Here is a 16,857-nt window from a genome sequence, read left to right as displayed (position 1 = left end):
CTTTTTAAATATAACCATGATCAATCATCGCATCAGCTACTTTTTTAAAGCCTGCTATGTTTGAACCTACTACTAAATTTCCTTCATGATTATAAGCTTTTGCGCACTCGTATGAATTTTCAAAAATATTTTTCATAATCTTATGCAATTTTGCATCAACTTCATCAAAACTCCATTGACACATACTTGCGTTTTGTTGCATTTCAAGTTGAGAAGTCGCTACCCCGCCTGCATTTGCAGCCTTAGCTGGGGCAAATAAAAAGTCTTTTTGATTTAACATAAAATCAATCGCTTCAAGTGTACTTGGCATATTAGCTCCCTCTGCTACCATACGACAACCATTATGATATAAAGTTTTAATATCTTCTAAATTTAACTCATTTTGCGTAGCACTTGGAAAAGCTATATCACAAGGTATACTCCATACCCCATTACAACCTTGTTTATATGCACTTTTTGGAGTAAAAATAGCACCTTTTTTAAGCGCTGCATAATCACTCACCCTAGCTCTTTTTACTTCTTTAATTTCTTTTAATAAATCTAAATCTATTCCATCTTTATCATAAACAAATCCATCGCTATCACTTATTGTGATTGCTTTTGCACCAAGTTGGTGTAATTTTTCTATGGTATAAATTGCCACATTTCCACTACCTGAGACTGCACATTCTTTTCCTTCTAATGCATTGCTATATTTTGCTAGCATTTCTTGAGTAAAATACACGCAGCCATATCCTGTTGCTTCTGTTCTTGCTAAACTTCCACCCCATGGAATTTTCTTTCCCGTTAAGGTTCCATCAAAATTAGAGCTAATTTTCTTATAAGCTCCAAACATATATCCAATTTCCCTAGCACCAACCCCTATATCACCCGCTGGCACATCAGTGCTTGCACCTATGATTTTTGAAAGTTCAGCCATAAAAGCTTGACAAAAACGCATAATTTCTGCTTCACTTTTACCCTTAGGGTCAAAATTTGCTCCACCTTTAGCACCGCCTATCATCAACCCTGTTAAAGAATTTTTAAAAATTTGCTCAAAACCTAAAAATTTTAAAACATCCAAATTTACACTAGGATGAAATCTAAGTCCACCTTTATAAGGACCTAAACTAGAATTAAACTGCACTCTATAGCCAAAATGTGTTTGAGCTTTACCTGCATCATTGATATATACAACTCTAAATATAGTTGTTTTTTCAGGCATTACAATACGCTCTAATATTGCATGATCTTGATAAGTTTTGTTAGATTCAAGTAAAGGTTCTAAAGAATTTAATACCTCAGTTGCTGCTTGAAAAAAGATAGGTTGTCTTGGGGAAATTGTTTGAATTTTTTCTAAAGTTTCGTTGATATATTGTTTAGCCATACTCATAAATTGTCCTTTTTATAGTATCTTGCTGTTTGTTTTAGCTAAAAATTTTTTTAGCGCCATTTGCTCCTTTGTTCCTATTTTGTAATAAATTAGCTTTAAGTATGCGCTAATTTCCTTTTGAGAAAGATTTCTTGATTTAGAATAATCTAGCAAAATATATTGTGGGATGAAAATTTTACTTTTTGTGAAATTTTTCATCATTTTTTTATAAATAGAAAAATTTTTAACACAAGAAAAGCGTGCAAAAACAAAAGGTAGTTTTGTCTTTTCATACCATAATTCACACAAATCAATATAATCTTTTGGATTTTGCAAATAAAGTTTTAAAGCCTTATCACCGATGATAACCTCCCCTTTTTGCTTTAAAACTTTTGCAAGAGCATTAGAAGTTGCAGAACTTGCATCTTCTTTGCTTTGAGAATGTTTTTTTACTAAAACGCTTTTTACCTTTTTGCTTGCGCAAATTCCCACATTTAAGGTTTTGTATTTTTTTCTACGACTTTCAATACTTGAAATAATCGCTGCATCAATACGTCTAAAATACAAATGGCGATTTAGCTTACTAGGAACCCCTTTTTTGTATTCTGTAGTTTGCTTAACATAGCTAGGAAAAGCTGCTTTTTTAAGATAGATATGCAAAGGGAGTAAATTAAGATAATCTATCTTTCCAAAAACCATCTTAGCCTTTCTATTATTAAGTATTAGTATCCTATAAAAAAATATCTTAAATATAAATTAATTTAATTAAAAATATAATCAATACTAAAATTTATATCAAAATTTAACATTTATTGTAAAAAATTATTTTGTAATCTTAGATTATTAAGTAAAAAATTAAAATAATAGAAAAGTCAAATTGAAAGATTGAAAATAAAAATTAAGTTTTATTCAAAAAAATATTTTAAATAAAACTTAATCTATAAAAACTATTGTAAGCTTGTTAGATATTTTTGATAGTCAAATTCTTTTACCAAAGCCACTCCATCTTCAACTGCAGCTTTTGCCACAGCAGCACTAACTACAGCTTTTACCCTGCTATCAAATGGTTTTGGTATAACATAGTCTCTACCAAAGCTAAGCTCTTCTACTCCATAAGCTTGTTTTACCTCATCAGTTACTTCAAGCTTAGCTAAATCAGCCAAAGCTTTAGCAGCAGCTACTTTCATATTTTCAGTGATTTTAGTCGCTTTTACATCTAAGGCTCCTCTAAAAATAAAAGGAAAACCTAAAACATTGTTAATTTGATTTGGATAATCACTTCTACCTGTTCCAACTATAGCATCATTTCTAACCCTTTTAACATCTTCAGGCATTACTTCAGGCACAGGATTAGCTAGTGCAAAAATCACAGGATCCTTAGCCATACTTAAAATCATCTCATCATCTAAAATCTTAGGTGCACTTAAACCCAAAAACACATCAGCACCTTTTAAAGCCTCTCTTAAAGTACTATCTTTGGTATCGCTCACAAATTCTAGTTTGTATTTATTTAAATCATCTCTTTGAGTATTAATCACACCCTTACTATCTACTAAAACGATATTTTTAACCCCTAAATTTCTATACATTCTAGCGCTTGCAATACCCGCTGCACCCGCACCACTTACTACTACTTTAATATCTTCAAATTTTTTACCACTAATTTCCATAGCATTCATTAATCCTGCTGTAGAAATGATCGCGGTACCATGTTGATCATCATGCATTACTGGAATTCCAAGATCTTGCAATGCAGCTTCTATTTCAAAGCATTTTGGTGCTGAAATATCTTCTAAATTAATTCCTCCAAAGGTAGGTGCTATAGCTTTACAAAAGGTAACAATCTCATCTACACTATGAGCATTAATTTCTAAATCATAGGCATTAACATTAGCAAATTTTTTAAATAAACAAGCCTTTCCTTCCATCACGGGCTTACTTGCGCTTGCTCCTATATTGCCAAGCCCCAAAACCGCACTACCATCACTTACTATGGCAACTAAATTAGCTTTATTGGTGTATTTATAAGCCAAAGTTTCATCTTTTGCTATCTCAACACAAGGTTCAGCAACCCCCGGAGAATAAGCTAAAGATAAATCATGCGCACTATCCATAGGCTTTCTAGCAACAATATCTACTTTACCCCCTAAGTGGTATTCTAAAGCCTCTTCTTTTAAATTCATTATTTCCCCTTCATGTAAGTTAGTAAATTTTCTATTCTAAGCTTAGCTTTTTGCACTCCTAAAAATTCTAATACTTCAAATATACTAGGACTTACCGAGCTTCCAGTGAGTGCAATGCGTATGGCTTGAGCTAGATCTTTTAACTTAAGATTATTTTCTTCTAAGAATCGATTAGTTAATTCTTCAAATTCGCAAGCATTTTTTTGCTCATTTAAAACCATAGCGTATTTTTCCAAATAAGTTAAATTTGTTACATTAAGAAATTTATCTACAGCCTTTTGATCGTATTCTTTTGGGTCATTTAGTAACACTTTAGCCCCGCTAATAATATCATGCAAGGTTTTAGCTCTCTCTCTTAACATATCCAGTAAAAATCCCGCTTTTTCATACTGACTTAAATCAAATCCTAAATCTTTTAATTGTCTATTGATTTCTTCAAAAGGTAAAGTTTTAATATAATGAGCATTAAGCCATTCTAGCTTTTTAAAATTATAACAAGAAGCACTTTTATTAATATGATTTGGATCAAAAAGCTCTTGCATACTTTCTAAAGAAAAAATTTCATCATCGCCATGACTCCAACCAAGACGCACTAAAAAATTTAACAAGGCTTGAGGTAAAATTCCCATATTTTTATATTCCATCACATCAGTTGCCCCATGACGCTTAGAAAGTTTTTTACCATCTTCACCATGTATCATAGCCACATGATAAAATTTAGGAATTTTAAAGCCTAGTGCCTCATAAAGAACGATTTGTTTTGGGGTATTTGATAAATGATCATCCCCTCTTATAACATCACTCACACCCATTAGTGCATCATCAATTACAACAGTTAAATTATAAATTGGACTACCATCGCTTCTTGCAATTACAAAATCATCTAAAATATCTTCAGCCTTAAAACTAACCTCGCCTTTAATACCATCTATAAATTTAATCTCTCCACTTTGTGGTGCTTTTATACGCACCACAGGCTCAATACCACTTGGGGGAGTTCCTTTAAAATCTCTATATCTACCATCGTATTTTGGGCGCTCTTTAGCTGCTTCTTGCTTAGCTCTTAACTCATCAAGCTCTTCTTTGCTCATATAACAATAATAAGCCTTACCCTCATCTAATAATTTTTGAATGTATTTTTTATAAATTTCAAATCTTTGGGATTGATACTCAATCATCCCATCATAATCAAGCCCACACCATTTAAATGCTTCTATAATAGCTTGTGTAGCTTCTTGTGAATTTCTTTTTAAATCCGTATCTTCAATACGCAATAAAAATTTACCCTTATTTTTTCTTGCATAAAGATAATTATATAAAGCCGTTCTAAGCCCTCCTATGTGCAAATATCCTGTTGGAGAAGGAGCAAAACGCGTTGTGATTTCTTGCATATTTTTACCTTTTTTAAATTTTTATTGTTATAATGCTATATTTACACTTAAATAAAGGTTTTATATGAGAAAATTTTTAATATCTTGTTGTTTTGCTGCAAATATTTTATATGCTCAAACCCTTGGTGGCGTAGCAATGGTAGTAGAAAATCAACCTATTACTCTTTATGATATAGAACAAACCATGAAAGAATTAAAAACTGACGATAAACAAAAAGCTATAGCATTTTTAGTAGATGATAAAGTTCAACAAAGTGAAGCTAAAAAGTTAGGAATTTATGTAAGTACTTTTGAACTTAATGAAAAATTAGCCCAAATAGCAAAAGGCAATAAAACCGACATTAATGGTTTGCAATCAAAGATAGAAAAAGATGGTTTAAGTTTTGAAGTTTTTAAAAATAAGGTTAGAAAAGATCTTGAAAGAGAAAAGCTTTATAGAAGCATAATGCAAAATGCAAAAATCAATATCGATGATGAAACACTAAAACATTTTTATGAAAGCAATCTTGATAAATTTAGCACTTTTTCAAATATAGACTTAGTTGTTTATAATTCTACTAATCCTGAACTTTTACAACAGCTTGCACACAATCCTATGTATAAAAATTCTCAAATTAAATCAAAAGCCATTAGTTTAAACGCAGCTAGTTTAGATCCAAGATTACTTGCTTTGTTAAATAATACAAAAATAGGAGAATTTACTCCAGTATTAAATGGTGAAAATGCTTATATAGTATATTTTGTAAAAGAAAAATATGGTAAAAATCCTATCGAATTTGACTTAATCAAAGATCAAGTTAGCAATGTCTATACTCTAACTCAAAAAGAACAAGCCTTAAAAAATCATCTTGATAAAATAAGAGCAAATGCTCATATAGAAGAATTAAGATAGGTTAAAACCTATCTTAATTAATGTCTTGAAAGATAATTTGTATCATAATTATTATTGATAAAATCTGCATTATCCATCATTGCTAAATGAAAATCTTTTGTTGTTTTAATCCCACCTACAATAAGCTCTTGCAAGGCTATTTTCATTTTAGAAATAGCTGTGTTCCTATCTTCTCCCCAAACAACTAATTTTCCAATCATAGAATCATAATATGGAGGCACGCTATAATCTTGATAACAATGGCTTTCCATTCTTACATTGCGTCCTGCTGGAGCTACGTATTTTGTGATTTTACCTGGGCAAGGTAAGAAAGTTTTGGAATCTTCAGCAGTGATTCTACATTCTATAGAATGACCTTTAAGTTTAATTTCTTCTTGCTTTGGTAAAGGATACCCTTCTGCTACTTTAATCATAAGCTCGATAATATCTACCCCACTTACCATCTCACTCACACAATGCTCAACTTGCAAGCGCGTATTCATTTCAATAAAATAAAAATCTAAATTTTTATCCACTAAAAACTCAAAAGTTCCCGCACCCTCATAATCAATAGCCTTAGCAGCTTTAACTGCTGTTTCATGAAGTCTTGCTCTTGTTTTTTCATCTAGTAAAATTGCAGGAGATTCTTCTATAAGCTTTTGATGGCGTCTTTGCATAGAGCAATCTCTCTCACCCAAATGTATCACGTTACCAAAGCTATCTCCTATGATTTGCACTTCTATATGGCGTGGGTTTTGGATGTATTTTTCCATATACATAGTTCCATCACCAAAAGCACTCATCGCTTCACTTTCTGCTGACCAATAAGCTTTTTCTAAATCTTTTTCATCTTCAACTACACGCATACCACGACCACCGCCGCCTGCTGCTGCTTTTAAAATCACGGGATAGCCTATTTCTTTAGCAAGTTTTTTTGCTGCTTCAACCCCACCTAAAGCCCCATCGCTTCCTGGAATTACAGGTACACCTGCTCTTTGCATTACTTGTTTAGCTTTGCTTTTATCACTCATTAGTGCCATAGCAGCTACTGAAGGGCCTATGAATTTGATATTATGTTTTGCACAAATTTCAACAAAATTTTGATTTTCACTTAAAAATCCATATCCTGGAAAAATCGCATCCGCTTCGCTAATTTCAGCCGCACTAATAATAGCTGGGATATTTAAATAACTTTCTGAACTTCTAGCATTTCCTATACAAATACTCGCATCAGCGTATTTTAAATACAAAGCATCTTTATCTGCAGTAGAATACACACAAATTGCTTTTTTTCCCATTTCTTTTACAGTTCTTAAAGCTCTTAATGCAATTTCTCCACGATTTGCTATTAAAACTTTTTTAATTTCCATTTTATAATTTCTCCACCACAAATAAAGGCATACCAAATTCTACAGGCTGGCCATCTGCAACTAATACTTCTACTATCCTACAATCATATTCAGCTTCGATTTCATTCATGATTTTCATCGCCTCAATAATTGCTATAGTACTTCCTTTTTTAATAGTTTGTCCTGCTTTAGCAAAAGGTGCTGCACCTGGGCTTGGAGCTTGATAAAAAGTACCTACCATAGGGCTGTTGATAGTTGGTTTATTAGAAGAGTTTGAGCTTGCTTTGGTCTCATTAACTACATTTACATTAATTGGCTGTGGAGCTGGAGCAACAGGAGCTGGAGCCGGTAATTCACAACATAAATCTTTTTCTAGTTCTATTTCAAATCCATCTTGTTCTTTTATTTTAATCTTACTTATACTTGCTTCTGCAAAAAGTTGCATTAGTTCTTTGATTTCTTCTTTTGTCATATATTCTCCTTAATTTATAAGACTTAATTTATAATTATATATAAAAATACTAAAAATAACTTCAATTATTTATTTTTTACTTTTATTTTAAGATATAATTTAAAAATTCACTTTAATTATAAAGGACAAAAATGGGCTTAAAAGCAGATAATTGGATCAAAAAAATGGCATTAGAGCACAATATGATAGAGCCATTTTGCGAAGCAAATATAGGTAAAGGTATAGTTAGTTATGGGCTTTCAAGCTATGGATATGATATAAGAGTTGGAAGAGAATTTAAAATTTTTACTAATGTAAATTCCACTGTTGTAGATCCTAAAAATTTTGTAGAAGAAAATGTAGTAGATTTTGTAGGTGATGTATGTATAGTACCTGCAAATTCTTTCGCACTTGCAAGAACTGTTGAGTATTTTAAAATGCCAAATGATGTTTTAGCAATTTGCCTTGGCAAAAGCACTTATGCAAGATGTGGCATTATAGTAAATGTAACTCCTTTTGAGCCAGGTTTTGAAGGACATATCACTATAGAAATTTCAAACACAACCCCACTACCTGCTAAAATTTATGCCAATGAAGGTATAGCTCAAGTTTTATTTTTACAAGGAGATGAACCTTGTGATGTAACATATGCTGATAAAAAAGGCAAATACCAAGCCCAAACAGGTATAACTTTACCAAGAATTTTAAAATAATTTTATTTTCAGCCGATATAAAAACTTAGTCAAGTAATAGGAAAATATATATGTTTAATGGAAAAAGCATTTTAATCACCGGTGGTACAGGAAGTTTTGGGAAAACTTATACTAAAACTTTACTTCAAAAATACAAACCCAAAAAAATCATCATTTATTCACGCGATGAACTCAAGCAATTTGAAATGGCAAGAGAATTTAATGATAATTGCATGCGTTATTTTATAGGCGATGTAAGAGATAAAGAAAGATTAAGTATAGCAATGAAGGATGTTGATTTTGTCATTCATGCAGCTGCTATGAAACATGTGCCAATTGCAGAATACAATCCAATGGAATGTATAAAAACTAATATCCATGGAGCACAAAATGTAATCGATGCGTGTTTGGAAAATAATGTAGAAAAATGTATCGCACTTTCAACTGATAAGGCATGTAATCCTATTAATTTATACGGGGCTACAAAGCTTGCAAGCGATAAGCTTTTTGTAGCAGCAAATAACATAGCAGGAAATTCTCACACTAAATTTAGCGTTACAAGATATGGCAATGTAGTAGGCTCAAGAGGCTCTGTCATACCATTTTTTAAAAAACTCATCAATGAAGGTGCTAAAGAACTTCCTATCACAGATGAGAGAATGACAAGATTTTGGATATCTTTAGAAGATGGGGTTAATTTCGTGCTGAATAACTTTACATACATGCATGGAGGGGAAATTTTCGTGCCAAAAATTCCTTCTATGAAAATTGTAGATTTAGCTAAAACCATGGCTCCTAATTTAGCTCATAAAATCATAGGCATAAGAGCAGGTGAAAAACTACATGAAATTATGATTTCAAGTGATGATAGTCACTTAACTTATGAATTTGAAAATTATTATGCCATTAGCCCAAGTATTAAATTTACTAATATGGAAATTGATTTTAGCATAAATGCAAAAGGACAAAAAGGAAAAAAAGTTTCCAATGGCTTTTCTTATAGCTCAGATAATAATAAAGAATGGATTAGCCAAGAAGAGCTTTTAAATATAATAAATCATACAGAGCTTGAAAAATGATAACTTATTCTCATCAAAATATTGACGAACAAGACATACAAGCAGTTTGTAAAGCTTTAAAAGATGATTTTTTAACCGGTGGAAAAAAGGTTGAAGAATTTGAACAAGCCCTTTGTGAATATGTGGGTGTAAAATATGCTTGCGTGCTAAATTCAGCCACTTCTGCCTTACACCTTGCGTATTTATCTTTAAATGTAAAAGAAAAAATTGTCTTAACAACTCCCATTACCTTTGCTGCAACTGCAAATGCTGCTTTAATGGCAGGTGCTAGGATTGAGTTTATAGATGTAAAAAGTGATGGAAATGTTGATGAGAAAAAACTTGCTTTAAGATTAAATCAAGATAGCTCTAATATAGGGGCAATTTGCGTGGTTGATTTTGCGGGAAATAGCGTAGAAATGGATGAAATTTTAGCCCTAGCAAAACAATATAATATCCCACTAATAGATGATGCAAGTCATGCCCTAGGTGCTACCTATAAAGATCAAAAAGTAGGTTCTATGGGAGATTTGAGCATATTTTCTTTTCATCCGGTTAAACCTATCACAACCTTTGAGGGTGGTGCGGTTGTTAGCAATGATGAGGAATTAATCTCAAAAATCAAGCTTTTAAAAAGTCATGGTATAGTCAAAAAAAGACTTTGGGATAGTGATATGATTGAACTAGGCTATAATTATCGCTTGAGCGATGTAGCTTGTGCTTTGGGTATAAATCAACTAAAAAAACTTGATAATATGCTAGAAAAAAGAGAAATCATCACAAGTTTTTATGATAAAGAATTTAAAAAAAATCCTTATTTTAGCACCATAAAAATCAAAGATTATAAAAAAAGCTCAAGACATTTATACCCTATTTTGCTTTTTCCTGAGTTTTATTGCCAAAAAGAGATTATTTTTGAAAAATTATTAAATTTAGGCATAGGTGTGCAAGTGCATTATAAGCCTACTTATGAGTTTAGTTTTTATAAAAACTTATATGGAAATTTATTTTTAGAAAATGCGGATAATTTTTATAAAGCTGAACTTAGTATACCTGCTCATCAAGAAATGAGTTTAAAAGAAGCACAATTTATTAAAGATAGTTTATTTAAGATTTTAGAAGAAACTAAAAAGGCTTGTTGTGAGTAAAAGTATGTATGAGCTAGCTTGTGAGCTTTTTCCTATATGCAGAAGTATTACTGGGAAAGGCTTTAGACAAAGCTTAAAAATACTTGATGAGGCTATGGGGGGGGGTATATTAAAAATTCACTCTATAGCAAGCGGGAGTAAAGTGTTTGACTGGGAAGTACCTGCTGAATGGGAGATAAACGATGCTTATATCATCACTCCAAATGGAGAAAAAATTTGTGATTTTAAGCAAAATAATCTTCATGTGTTAAACTATAGCACAGGCATAGACACAGAGCTTGATCTAGCAAGCTTACAAGAACACCTTTACTCTATAGAAGATATGCCTGATGCCATACCTTATGTGACAAGCTATTATAAAAGGCGTTGGGGGTTTTGTATAAAACATGAAGATAGAGTTAAACTAAAAGAAGGAAAATATAAAGTTTTCATAGATGCAAAACACCATGAAAATGGAGTTTTAAACTATGCTGATTTACTCATACCTAGCACGCAAGAAACAAAAGATGAAATTTTAATTTCCACTTATCTTTGTCATCCATCTATGGCAAATAACGAGTTAAGTGGTCCTGTGGTAGCTGCATTTTTAGCTAAATGGCTTTTAGAACTTAAAGAGAGAAAATATAATTATCGTTTTGTTTTTATTCCTGAAACCATAGGGAGTATAGTTTATCTTAGTAAACATTTAAAGCACTTACAAAAACATACCAAAGCAGGTTTTGTACTCTCTTGCATAGGCGATGATAATACTTACTCACTCATTCACACTCCAAGTGAAAATACCCTAGCAGATAAAGTAGCTTTGCATACTTTAAAAGAAAAAAATAATTTTAAAGAATTTAGCTTTTTAGATAGAGGAAGCGATGAGAGACAATACTGCTCTCCTTTGGTAAATTTACCCGTAGTTGGAATTTGTAGAAGCAAGTATCTAGAGTATAAAGAATATCATACTAGCAAGGATGACTTAAATTTCATCAGTAAAGAGGGATTGCAAGGTGGCTTAAAAGCTATACAAGAAATCATTATGAATTTAGAGGTTAATGAAATTTATCAAAATACGATATTTTGCGAACCCAATTTAGGCAAAAGAGACTTATACCATACTATCAATACTTCTTCAACCAATGATATACCAATATCATGTAACTTTTTAGCATATTGTGATGGTAAAAACGATGTTTTAGATATAGCCTCAAAGCTAAACATGCAAGCTTATGAATTAAAAGATTTAATAGAAAAATTAAAATTTCACGGATTGATAAAATGAAATATTTCTTAGAACATAATGATAAAAAATACTCTAATATTGACTTAATAGAAGCTTTCAAAAAACTTGGCATCAAAAAAGGCGATATTTTATGTGTACATACTGAACTTTTTAATTTTGGCACACCCTTGCTTCCTAGAAATGAATTTTTACAAACTATATTAGATTGTTTTTTTGAAGTTATAGGTAAAGAAGGTACTTTAATCATGCCTACTTTTACTTATAGTTTTTGCAAAAATGAAGTTTATGATAAATTAAATTCTCCTACAAAAATGGGTGCTTTAAATGAATATTTTCGCAAACAAGCAGGAGTAAAACGCACTAATGATCCTATATTTTCCTTTGCTATAAAAGGAGCCAAAGAAAAATTGTTTTTAAAGGACACTACAAGTTGTTTTGGAGAAAATTGTGTGTATGATGTTTTAATAAAAGAAAATGGAAAATTTCTTACTTTTGGGGGTATTGGACACACCATAACCCACCATATTGAAGAAAAATATCAAGTAGATTATAGATATTTTAAAAAATTCCAGGGTTTTATTCTTGATGAAAATGGAGAAAAACAAAAAAAAGAAATCTTATATTTTGTTAGAGATTTAAACAAACACTCTCTTCCTAATATTAAAAATATTATTAAAATAGCTTTATCATCTTTTAAAAGCGATATGATAAAATTTGCCAATGATAACATAAGTATTTTTATTGCTCAAGAATATGAAAATGCCATAATAAGAGCCTTAAACATGAATAAAAATGTACTTATTCTAAAGGATAGTTAAAAAATGGAAAATAAATTTTATGAAATTTTAGAAAATATACTAGAAGTAAAAGTTGATGAAAATTCAAATTTAAACATGCAAAATTGCAAAAATTGGACTTCTTTAAATCATATTGATATAATCATGAGTTTAGAAGAAGAATTTGAAATCAAATTTAGCAAAGATGAATTAAGTCAGCTAAAATCACAAAATGAACTTTTGCAAGCTATCAAATCAAAGGTAAAAAATGAAAAATATTAAAAACTTATTTGAGTTAATAGCTATAAAAAATCCAATTCACGCAAAATATTTAAATAAAATCAGTCTAACAAATGAAGATGAAATAGAATTTGAAAATCTCATTTCATATTATCTTCAAAACAATATTTCTTTACAAGAGCAGTGCGAATGCTATTTAACTATACTTAATGACACTTTAGAAGAAACAAAATATTTCATAGAAAATAACTCATATAGATATAAAAGTTTTGAAGAAGTAAAAGATAAAGTCTATTTTAATGAAACTTATATGAAAAAATACATGATAGGGCTTGCGCTTTCATCTTATATTTGGATTGCTCATATAAAAGTTAGAAAGTATTTTGAAAATTATCTTCAATCAAAAAGCAAACATGATAATTATTTTGAAATAGGCCCAGGACATGGAGAATTTTTTACTAAAGCTGTTAAAAGTTTGAAATTTGATTATTATTTAGGTTTAGATTTATCCCCTACTAGTTGCGAATTGACAAAAAATATGGTGGAAAATCAAGTTAAAAATTTAATTAATAATTGTGAATTTTTATGTAAAGATTTTTTTCAATTTCAATTTCACAAAAAAGCTGATTTAATAGTAATTGGAGAAGTTTTAGAACATGTTGAACAGCCTTTAGAATTTTTAAAAAGAGCAAAAGACTTATTAAGTGATGAAGGTGAAATTTTTGCAACCATACCTATCAACGCACCTGCAATTGATCATATATACTTATTTACACATCCAAATGAAATTTTTGAAATGGCAAAAGAAGCAAATTTAAAAATAAAACAATATGAATGTTTTATGGCAAATGACTATTCTTTAGAAAAAGCTTTGAAATTTAAAAATGCTATAACTATGGCTGTGGTATTTGAAAAATGAATTTAAATTTACCAATCCACCATATAGGTGTAGCATGTAAATCTTTAGAAAAAGAAAGAAAAATATTTGAAAAGCTAGGTTTTATTAAAGAAGCTGAATTTATAGACAAACAACAAGGGGTAAAAGGAGAATTTATCATTCCAAAAAATAACTTATTCCCCCAATATCGCTTTGAACTTTTATCAAATTTAAATGAAAAAGGTGTATTAGATAGTTATTTGAAAAATAAAACTAAAATGTATCATATAGCTTATGAAAGCAAAAATATAGAGCAAGATTTATCTTTGCTTTTAAATGATGGTTTGATAGTTGTTGACATAATGAAAGCAAGTTATTTTGCAAAACTTTGCTTTGTAATGATGAGTAATAATTTATTGATAGAATTGGTAGAGCTAAAATGAATCTTTTTTCACCAAATTTAAAAAGAAATGATCTCATAAAACTTAGCAAAGAAAATCATCATAAAAAAATTACTATTAATGTTTTTAGAAATCACTCTTTTGAAGTGATTTCAAGCATACTAAATGCATTTTTAGCCTTTAGTAAATTAAAGGCTGAATTTAACATAAGCTCTTATGATGATAGTTTAAGTTATGATAATTTTCAAAAAGCAGAGTTAAACATCATATTTATAGATTTAAACAATTATAAAAAAAATGTAGATGATTTTATCAAAGAAAAAATACAAGAACTATCAAGCATTAGCAACGCTCCTATCATCACACTTTTACTTGGCAATACAAACTTAAAAGAATATAGTATTTGCAAAATACTAAAGCCCTTTTTAGATGAAAATCTCATCATAGATGATAGTAATTTTGAAATAAATGCAAGCAGACTTAGCAATAAAGCTTGTGTAAAATTAGCCCAAATTCTAGGACTAAAAATCCTACCTAGTTTTTTACAACCGACTTTAAAAGCAATCATCATAGATCTTGATAATACCTTATACCAAGGAATTTTAGGTGAAGATGGCATTGAAAATCTTGCTTTATCTAGCAATCATAAAGCCTTGCAAAGTGAGCTTTTAAATTTAAAAAATCAAGGTTTTTTACTCGCCATTGCTTCAAAAAACGAAGAAGAAGATGTGAAAAAACTTTTTACACAAAGAAAAGACTTTTTATTACAACTTGATGATTTTAGTATGATCAGGGCTAATTGGAAAAGTAAAGACGAAAATATTAAAGAAATTATAAATTTTTTTAATATAGCTTTTGATAGCGTGCTGTTTATTGATGATAATATAGCCGAAATTGAAAATGTATCACACCTTCATATTAACACCTTACTAGCTGATGAAAATAGTGCTTATAGTTTAAAGCTCTATCCTAGACTTTTAAAAACAAGCTTTAGCAAGGAAGATGAGTTAAGAAGTGCTGATATTAAAGCAAATTTACAAAGACAAGAGCTTAGCAAGCTTAACCCTAAAGAGTATTTTGAAAAATTACAAATTTGTTTGAAATTTCATATCAACCACGCAGATGAACTTGAAAGAATTTCACAACTGCTTAATAAAACTAACCAATTTATATCAAATTACTCAAGATTAAGCTTTAAAGAGTGTGAAGAATTTATGCAAAAACATGCTATTTTGACTATAAGTATGAGTGATAAATTAAGCGATAGTGGTATTATAGCAATTTTTGTAGCTTACAAAGATGAAACAAATTTAATCATAAAAGATCTTTGCATAAGTTGTAGAGCCTTAGGAAGAAAGCTTGAAAAAATTATGCTTTATAAAGCTATAGAATTATTACACCTGCATTTTAATACAAAAGAATGTATTTTATACTTTCAAAAGGGTGAAAGAAATATGCCATTTTTAGAATTTTTATATAGTTTAAATGCAGATATAAAAGAAAATTTTGCTCTAATCCAAAAAGAAATGATAAATTACGAAGGACTTATAATTGAAAGCTAGTTTTAATAAAGCCAAAATAGCAGGCATAAGCGTTTGCGTGCCTAATAAATGCATAAATATAGATAATTGCTTAGAAGATGTTTTTCAAAATGATGTCAAAATGCTAAAAAGAATGAAAAAAATTTCAGGCATACAAGAAAGATTTATCGCTGATGAAAATATTAGCACAACAGATTTAGCCTATGAAGCAAGTATAAATTTATTTAAAATGCTTGATTTTGATAGAAATGAGCTTGATATGGTGATTTTTGTTACACAAACTCCTGATTTTTTTATGCCATCATGTGCAAACTATCTTCACAAACGATTAAATTTAAAGCCTCAAACTATAGCTTTTGATGCAAATCAAGCGTGTTCGGGGTATTTATATGGCTTATTTATAGCTTTTTCTTTTTTAGAAAATCAAAATGCAAAAAATATTTTATTAATTTGTGGTGATACTTTAAGCAAAACCATAAATCCTTTGAATGCAAATTTAGCTCCAATCTTTGGCGATGGAGTAAGCGCAACACTCATAAGCTGTGCAAATGAAAAATCTTTTTTTAAGCTTTATTCTAATGGAGAAGGTTTTGATAAACTCATCATACCTAATAGAGCTTTTGCTAAACTTGATGAGGGTAAAAGCTCCAATAAAGAAATATTTCAAACTAATGAGCATAGAAACCTAGACAATCTTTATATGGATGGGGCTGAAATTTTTAACCAAGCACTTAATCTTGAGAGTCAAAGCATAAAAGAAATGCTTGATTTCTGTGAAAAAAATAAAGATGAAGTGGATTATTTTTTATTGCATCAATCCAATCAATTTTTAGTTGATTCTATTATAAATGATTTGGGTATTGATAACTCTAAAGCACCAAATTTTTTGATGTCAAAATATGCTAATTTGAGTGCTTGCTCTTTACCTGCTTTACTTTGTGAAATACAAAAAAATGATTTTAATGCCATTTTAAGTGCTTTTGGCGCTGGATATGCCTGGGGGAGTGCTTATATAAATTTTGATAAAAACTTTAAAACTGATACAATTTCAATTTATAAAGGAGAAAAAAATGACTAAAGAAGAATTACTAGAAGCTGTTAGCGAAGCTATGCATATGGATGAAACACTAAAAGAAGATATGATTTTAGATGATATTGATGAATGGGATAGCTTAGCTTTTGTATCTATCATGGTATTATTTAAAAACTCACTTGGTAAGCAAATTAACGGTGATGATCTTAAAAAATGTGAAAAAGTAAGTGATCTTTTAGCTTTAGCTGGTGTTTAAACAAAATATTT

General features: G+C 30.2%; 18 protein-coding genes. 12 read left to right on the top strand and 6 right to left on the bottom strand.

The genetic code is table 11. The features are described from left to right. Nucleotides 1-4: 4 nt before the first annotated feature. The 4 genes from gdhA to gltX form a co-directional block, all read right to left on the bottom strand. Nucleotides 5-1,372 carry an NADP-specific glutamate dehydrogenase gene (gene gdhA, locus L8X24_RS02125; protein WP_263663405.1) on the bottom strand — a complete coding sequence of 456 codons (1,368 nt, stop codon included), beginning with the start codon at nt 1,370-1,372 and terminating at the stop codon, nt 5-7. Nucleotides 1,373-1,384: 12 nt separating this feature from the next. Further along, entirely contained in the window at nt 1,385-2,050 is a 666-nt protein-coding gene (locus tag L8X24_RS02120) for an MqnA/MqnD/SBP family protein (RefSeq protein WP_263663404.1), read from the bottom strand. 248 nt (nt 2,051-2,298) lie between these two features. Next, complete coding sequence (locus tag L8X24_RS02115) at nt 2,299-3,534, bottom strand: malic enzyme-like NAD(P)-binding protein (RefSeq protein ID WP_263663403.1); 1,236 nt, start codon at nt 3,532-3,534, stop codon at nt 2,299-2,301. Beyond that, on the bottom strand, nt 3,534-4,925 hold the full coding sequence (gene gltX, locus L8X24_RS02110) for a glutamate--tRNA ligase (RefSeq protein ID WP_263663402.1): 1,392 nt from the start codon (nt 4,923-4,925) through the stop codon (nt 3,534-3,536). Before gltX ends, L8X24_RS02115 begins: the two co-directional genes overlap by 1 nt. A gap of 64 nt (nt 4,926-4,989) precedes the next feature. Here gltX and L8X24_RS02105 point away from each other — a divergent pair, with 64 nt between their 5' ends. Further along, a complete protein-coding gene (locus tag L8X24_RS02105) occupies nt 4,990-5,817 on the top strand; it encodes a peptidylprolyl isomerase (RefSeq protein ID WP_263663401.1) in 828 nt (275 codons plus the stop codon). Between the two features lie 17 nt (nt 5,818-5,834). Here L8X24_RS02105 and L8X24_RS02100 read toward each other — a convergent pair whose 3' ends face one another. After that, complete coding sequence (locus tag L8X24_RS02100) at nt 5,835-7,166, bottom strand: acetyl-CoA carboxylase biotin carboxylase subunit (RefSeq protein WP_087685488.1); 1,332 nt, start codon at nt 7,164-7,166, stop codon at nt 5,835-5,837. A 1-nt stretch (nt 7,167) separates the two neighbouring features. Beyond that, complete coding sequence (accB, locus tag L8X24_RS02095; protein WP_173787016.1) at nt 7,168-7,617, bottom strand: acetyl-CoA carboxylase biotin carboxyl carrier protein; 450 nt, start codon at nt 7,615-7,617, stop codon at nt 7,168-7,170. 131 nt (nt 7,618-7,748) lie between these two features. Between accB and dcd the strand changes: the two genes are divergently transcribed. The 11 genes from dcd to L8X24_RS02040 are packed head-to-tail and all read left to right on the top strand — an operon-like array spanning nt 7,749 to nt 16,846. Next, nucleotides 7,749-8,309, top strand: a complete 561-nt coding sequence (dcd, locus tag L8X24_RS02090; RefSeq protein WP_012661997.1) for a dCTP deaminase — start codon at nt 7,749-7,751, stop codon at nt 8,307-8,309. A 50-nt stretch (nt 8,310-8,359) separates the two neighbouring features. Beyond that, entirely contained in the window at nt 8,360-9,367 is a 1,008-nt protein-coding gene (pseB, locus tag L8X24_RS02085) for a UDP-N-acetylglucosamine 4,6-dehydratase (inverting) (RefSeq protein WP_263663398.1), read from the top strand. Continuing rightward, a complete protein-coding gene (gene pseC, locus L8X24_RS02080; RefSeq protein WP_263663397.1) occupies nt 9,364-10,494 on the top strand; it encodes a UDP-4-amino-4,6-dideoxy-N-acetyl-beta-L-altrosamine transaminase in 1,131 nt (376 codons plus the stop codon). Before pseB ends, pseC begins: the two co-directional genes overlap by 4 nt. A 4-nt stretch (nt 10,495-10,498) precedes the next feature. Continuing rightward, a complete protein-coding gene (locus L8X24_RS02075; RefSeq protein WP_263663510.1) occupies nt 10,499-11,761 on the top strand; it encodes a DUF4910 domain-containing protein in 1,263 nt (420 codons plus the stop codon). Next, nucleotides 11,758-12,540, top strand: coding sequence for an AAC(3) family N-acetyltransferase (locus L8X24_RS02070; protein ID WP_263663396.1), 783 nt, complete (start codon nt 11,758-11,760; stop codon nt 12,538-12,540). Before L8X24_RS02075 ends, L8X24_RS02070 begins: the two co-directional genes overlap by 4 nt. Nucleotides 12,541-12,543: 3 nt before the next feature. Beyond that, entirely contained in the window at nt 12,544-12,780 is a 237-nt protein-coding gene (locus tag L8X24_RS02065; protein ID WP_263663395.1) for an acyl carrier protein, read from the top strand. Continuing rightward, on the top strand, nt 12,767-13,657 hold the full coding sequence (locus L8X24_RS02060; RefSeq protein ID WP_263663394.1) for a class I SAM-dependent methyltransferase: 891 nt from the start codon (nt 12,767-12,769) through the stop codon (nt 13,655-13,657). The genes L8X24_RS02065 and L8X24_RS02060 overlap by 14 nt, the downstream gene beginning before the upstream one ends. Next, nucleotides 13,654-14,058, top strand: coding sequence for a VOC family protein (locus L8X24_RS02055; RefSeq protein ID WP_263663393.1), 405 nt, complete (start codon nt 13,654-13,656; stop codon nt 14,056-14,058). Before L8X24_RS02060 ends, L8X24_RS02055 begins: the two co-directional genes overlap by 4 nt. Continuing rightward, a complete protein-coding gene (locus L8X24_RS02050; RefSeq protein ID WP_263663391.1) occupies nt 14,055-15,578 on the top strand; it encodes an HAD-IIIC family phosphatase in 1,524 nt (507 codons plus the stop codon). Before L8X24_RS02055 ends, L8X24_RS02050 begins: the two co-directional genes overlap by 4 nt. Next, nucleotides 15,568-16,635 carry a beta-ketoacyl-ACP synthase III gene (locus L8X24_RS02045; protein ID WP_263663390.1) on the top strand — a complete coding sequence of 356 codons (1,068 nt, stop codon included), beginning with the start codon at nt 15,568-15,570 and terminating at the stop codon, nt 16,633-16,635. Before L8X24_RS02050 ends, L8X24_RS02045 begins: the two co-directional genes overlap by 11 nt. Further along, entirely contained in the window at nt 16,628-16,846 is a 219-nt protein-coding gene (locus L8X24_RS02040; RefSeq protein ID WP_263663389.1) for an acyl carrier protein, read from the top strand. The genes L8X24_RS02045 and L8X24_RS02040 overlap by 8 nt, the downstream gene beginning before the upstream one ends. The last annotated feature ends 11 nt before the right edge of the window (nt 16,847-16,857 follow it).

Origin of the sequence: Campylobacter sp. CNRCH_2015_0814 (assembly GCF_025772765.1) — a bacterium.
In the GTDB taxonomy this organism is placed as follows: Bacteria; Campylobacterota; Campylobacteria; order Campylobacterales; family Campylobacteraceae; genus Campylobacter_D.
Note: the sequence above shows the minus strand (reverse complement) of the source record. Positions and strands in the feature narration are given on the sequence as shown.

What these genes read in the sequence shown, in the direction of transcription:
- pseB (WP_263663398.1), top strand. Translation starts at nt 8,360, where the DNA reads ATGTTTAATGGAAAAAGCATTTTAATCACCGGTGGTACAGGAAGTTTT.
- L8X24_RS02115 (WP_263663403.1), bottom strand. Translation starts at nt 3,534, where the DNA reads ATGAATTTAAAAGAAGAGGCTTTAGAATACCACTTAGGGGGTAAAGTA.
- accB (WP_173787016.1), bottom strand. Translation starts at nt 7,617, where the DNA reads ATGACAAAAGAAGAAATCAAAGAACTAATGCAACTTTTTGCAGAAGCA.
- L8X24_RS02100 (WP_087685488.1), bottom strand. Translation starts at nt 7,166, where the DNA reads ATGGAAATTAAAAAAGTTTTAATAGCAAATCGTGGAGAAATTGCATTA.
- L8X24_RS02120 (WP_263663404.1), bottom strand. Translation starts at nt 2,050, where the DNA reads ATGGTTTTTGGAAAGATAGATTATCTTAATTTACTCCCTTTGCATATC.
- L8X24_RS02065 (WP_263663395.1), top strand. Translation starts at nt 12,544, where the DNA reads ATGGAAAATAAATTTTATGAAATTTTAGAAAATATACTAGAAGTAAAA.
- dcd (WP_012661997.1), top strand. Translation starts at nt 7,749, where the DNA reads ATGGGCTTAAAAGCAGATAATTGGATCAAAAAAATGGCATTAGAGCAC.
- L8X24_RS02040 (WP_263663389.1), top strand. Translation starts at nt 16,628, where the DNA reads ATGACTAAAGAAGAATTACTAGAAGCTGTTAGCGAAGCTATGCATATG.
- gdhA (WP_263663405.1), bottom strand. Translation starts at nt 1,372, where the DNA reads ATGAGTATGGCTAAACAATATATCAACGAAACTTTAGAAAAAATTCAA.
- L8X24_RS02060 (WP_263663394.1), top strand. Translation starts at nt 12,767, where the DNA reads ATGAAAAATATTAAAAACTTATTTGAGTTAATAGCTATAAAAAATCCA.
- gltX (WP_263663402.1), bottom strand. Translation starts at nt 4,925, where the DNA reads ATGCAAGAAATCACAACGCGTTTTGCTCCTTCTCCAACAGGATATTTG.
- L8X24_RS02075 (WP_263663510.1), top strand. Translation starts at nt 10,499, where the DNA reads ATGTATGAGCTAGCTTGTGAGCTTTTTCCTATATGCAGAAGTATTACT.
- L8X24_RS02050 (WP_263663391.1), top strand. Translation starts at nt 14,055, where the DNA reads ATGAATCTTTTTTCACCAAATTTAAAAAGAAATGATCTCATAAAACTT.
- L8X24_RS02055 (WP_263663393.1), top strand. Translation starts at nt 13,654, where the DNA reads ATGAATTTAAATTTACCAATCCACCATATAGGTGTAGCATGTAAATCT.
- L8X24_RS02070 (WP_263663396.1), top strand. Translation starts at nt 11,758, where the DNA reads ATGAAATATTTCTTAGAACATAATGATAAAAAATACTCTAATATTGAC.
- pseC (WP_263663397.1), top strand. Translation starts at nt 9,364, where the DNA reads ATGATAACTTATTCTCATCAAAATATTGACGAACAAGACATACAAGCA.
- L8X24_RS02105 (WP_263663401.1), top strand. Translation starts at nt 4,990, where the DNA reads ATGAGAAAATTTTTAATATCTTGTTGTTTTGCTGCAAATATTTTATAT.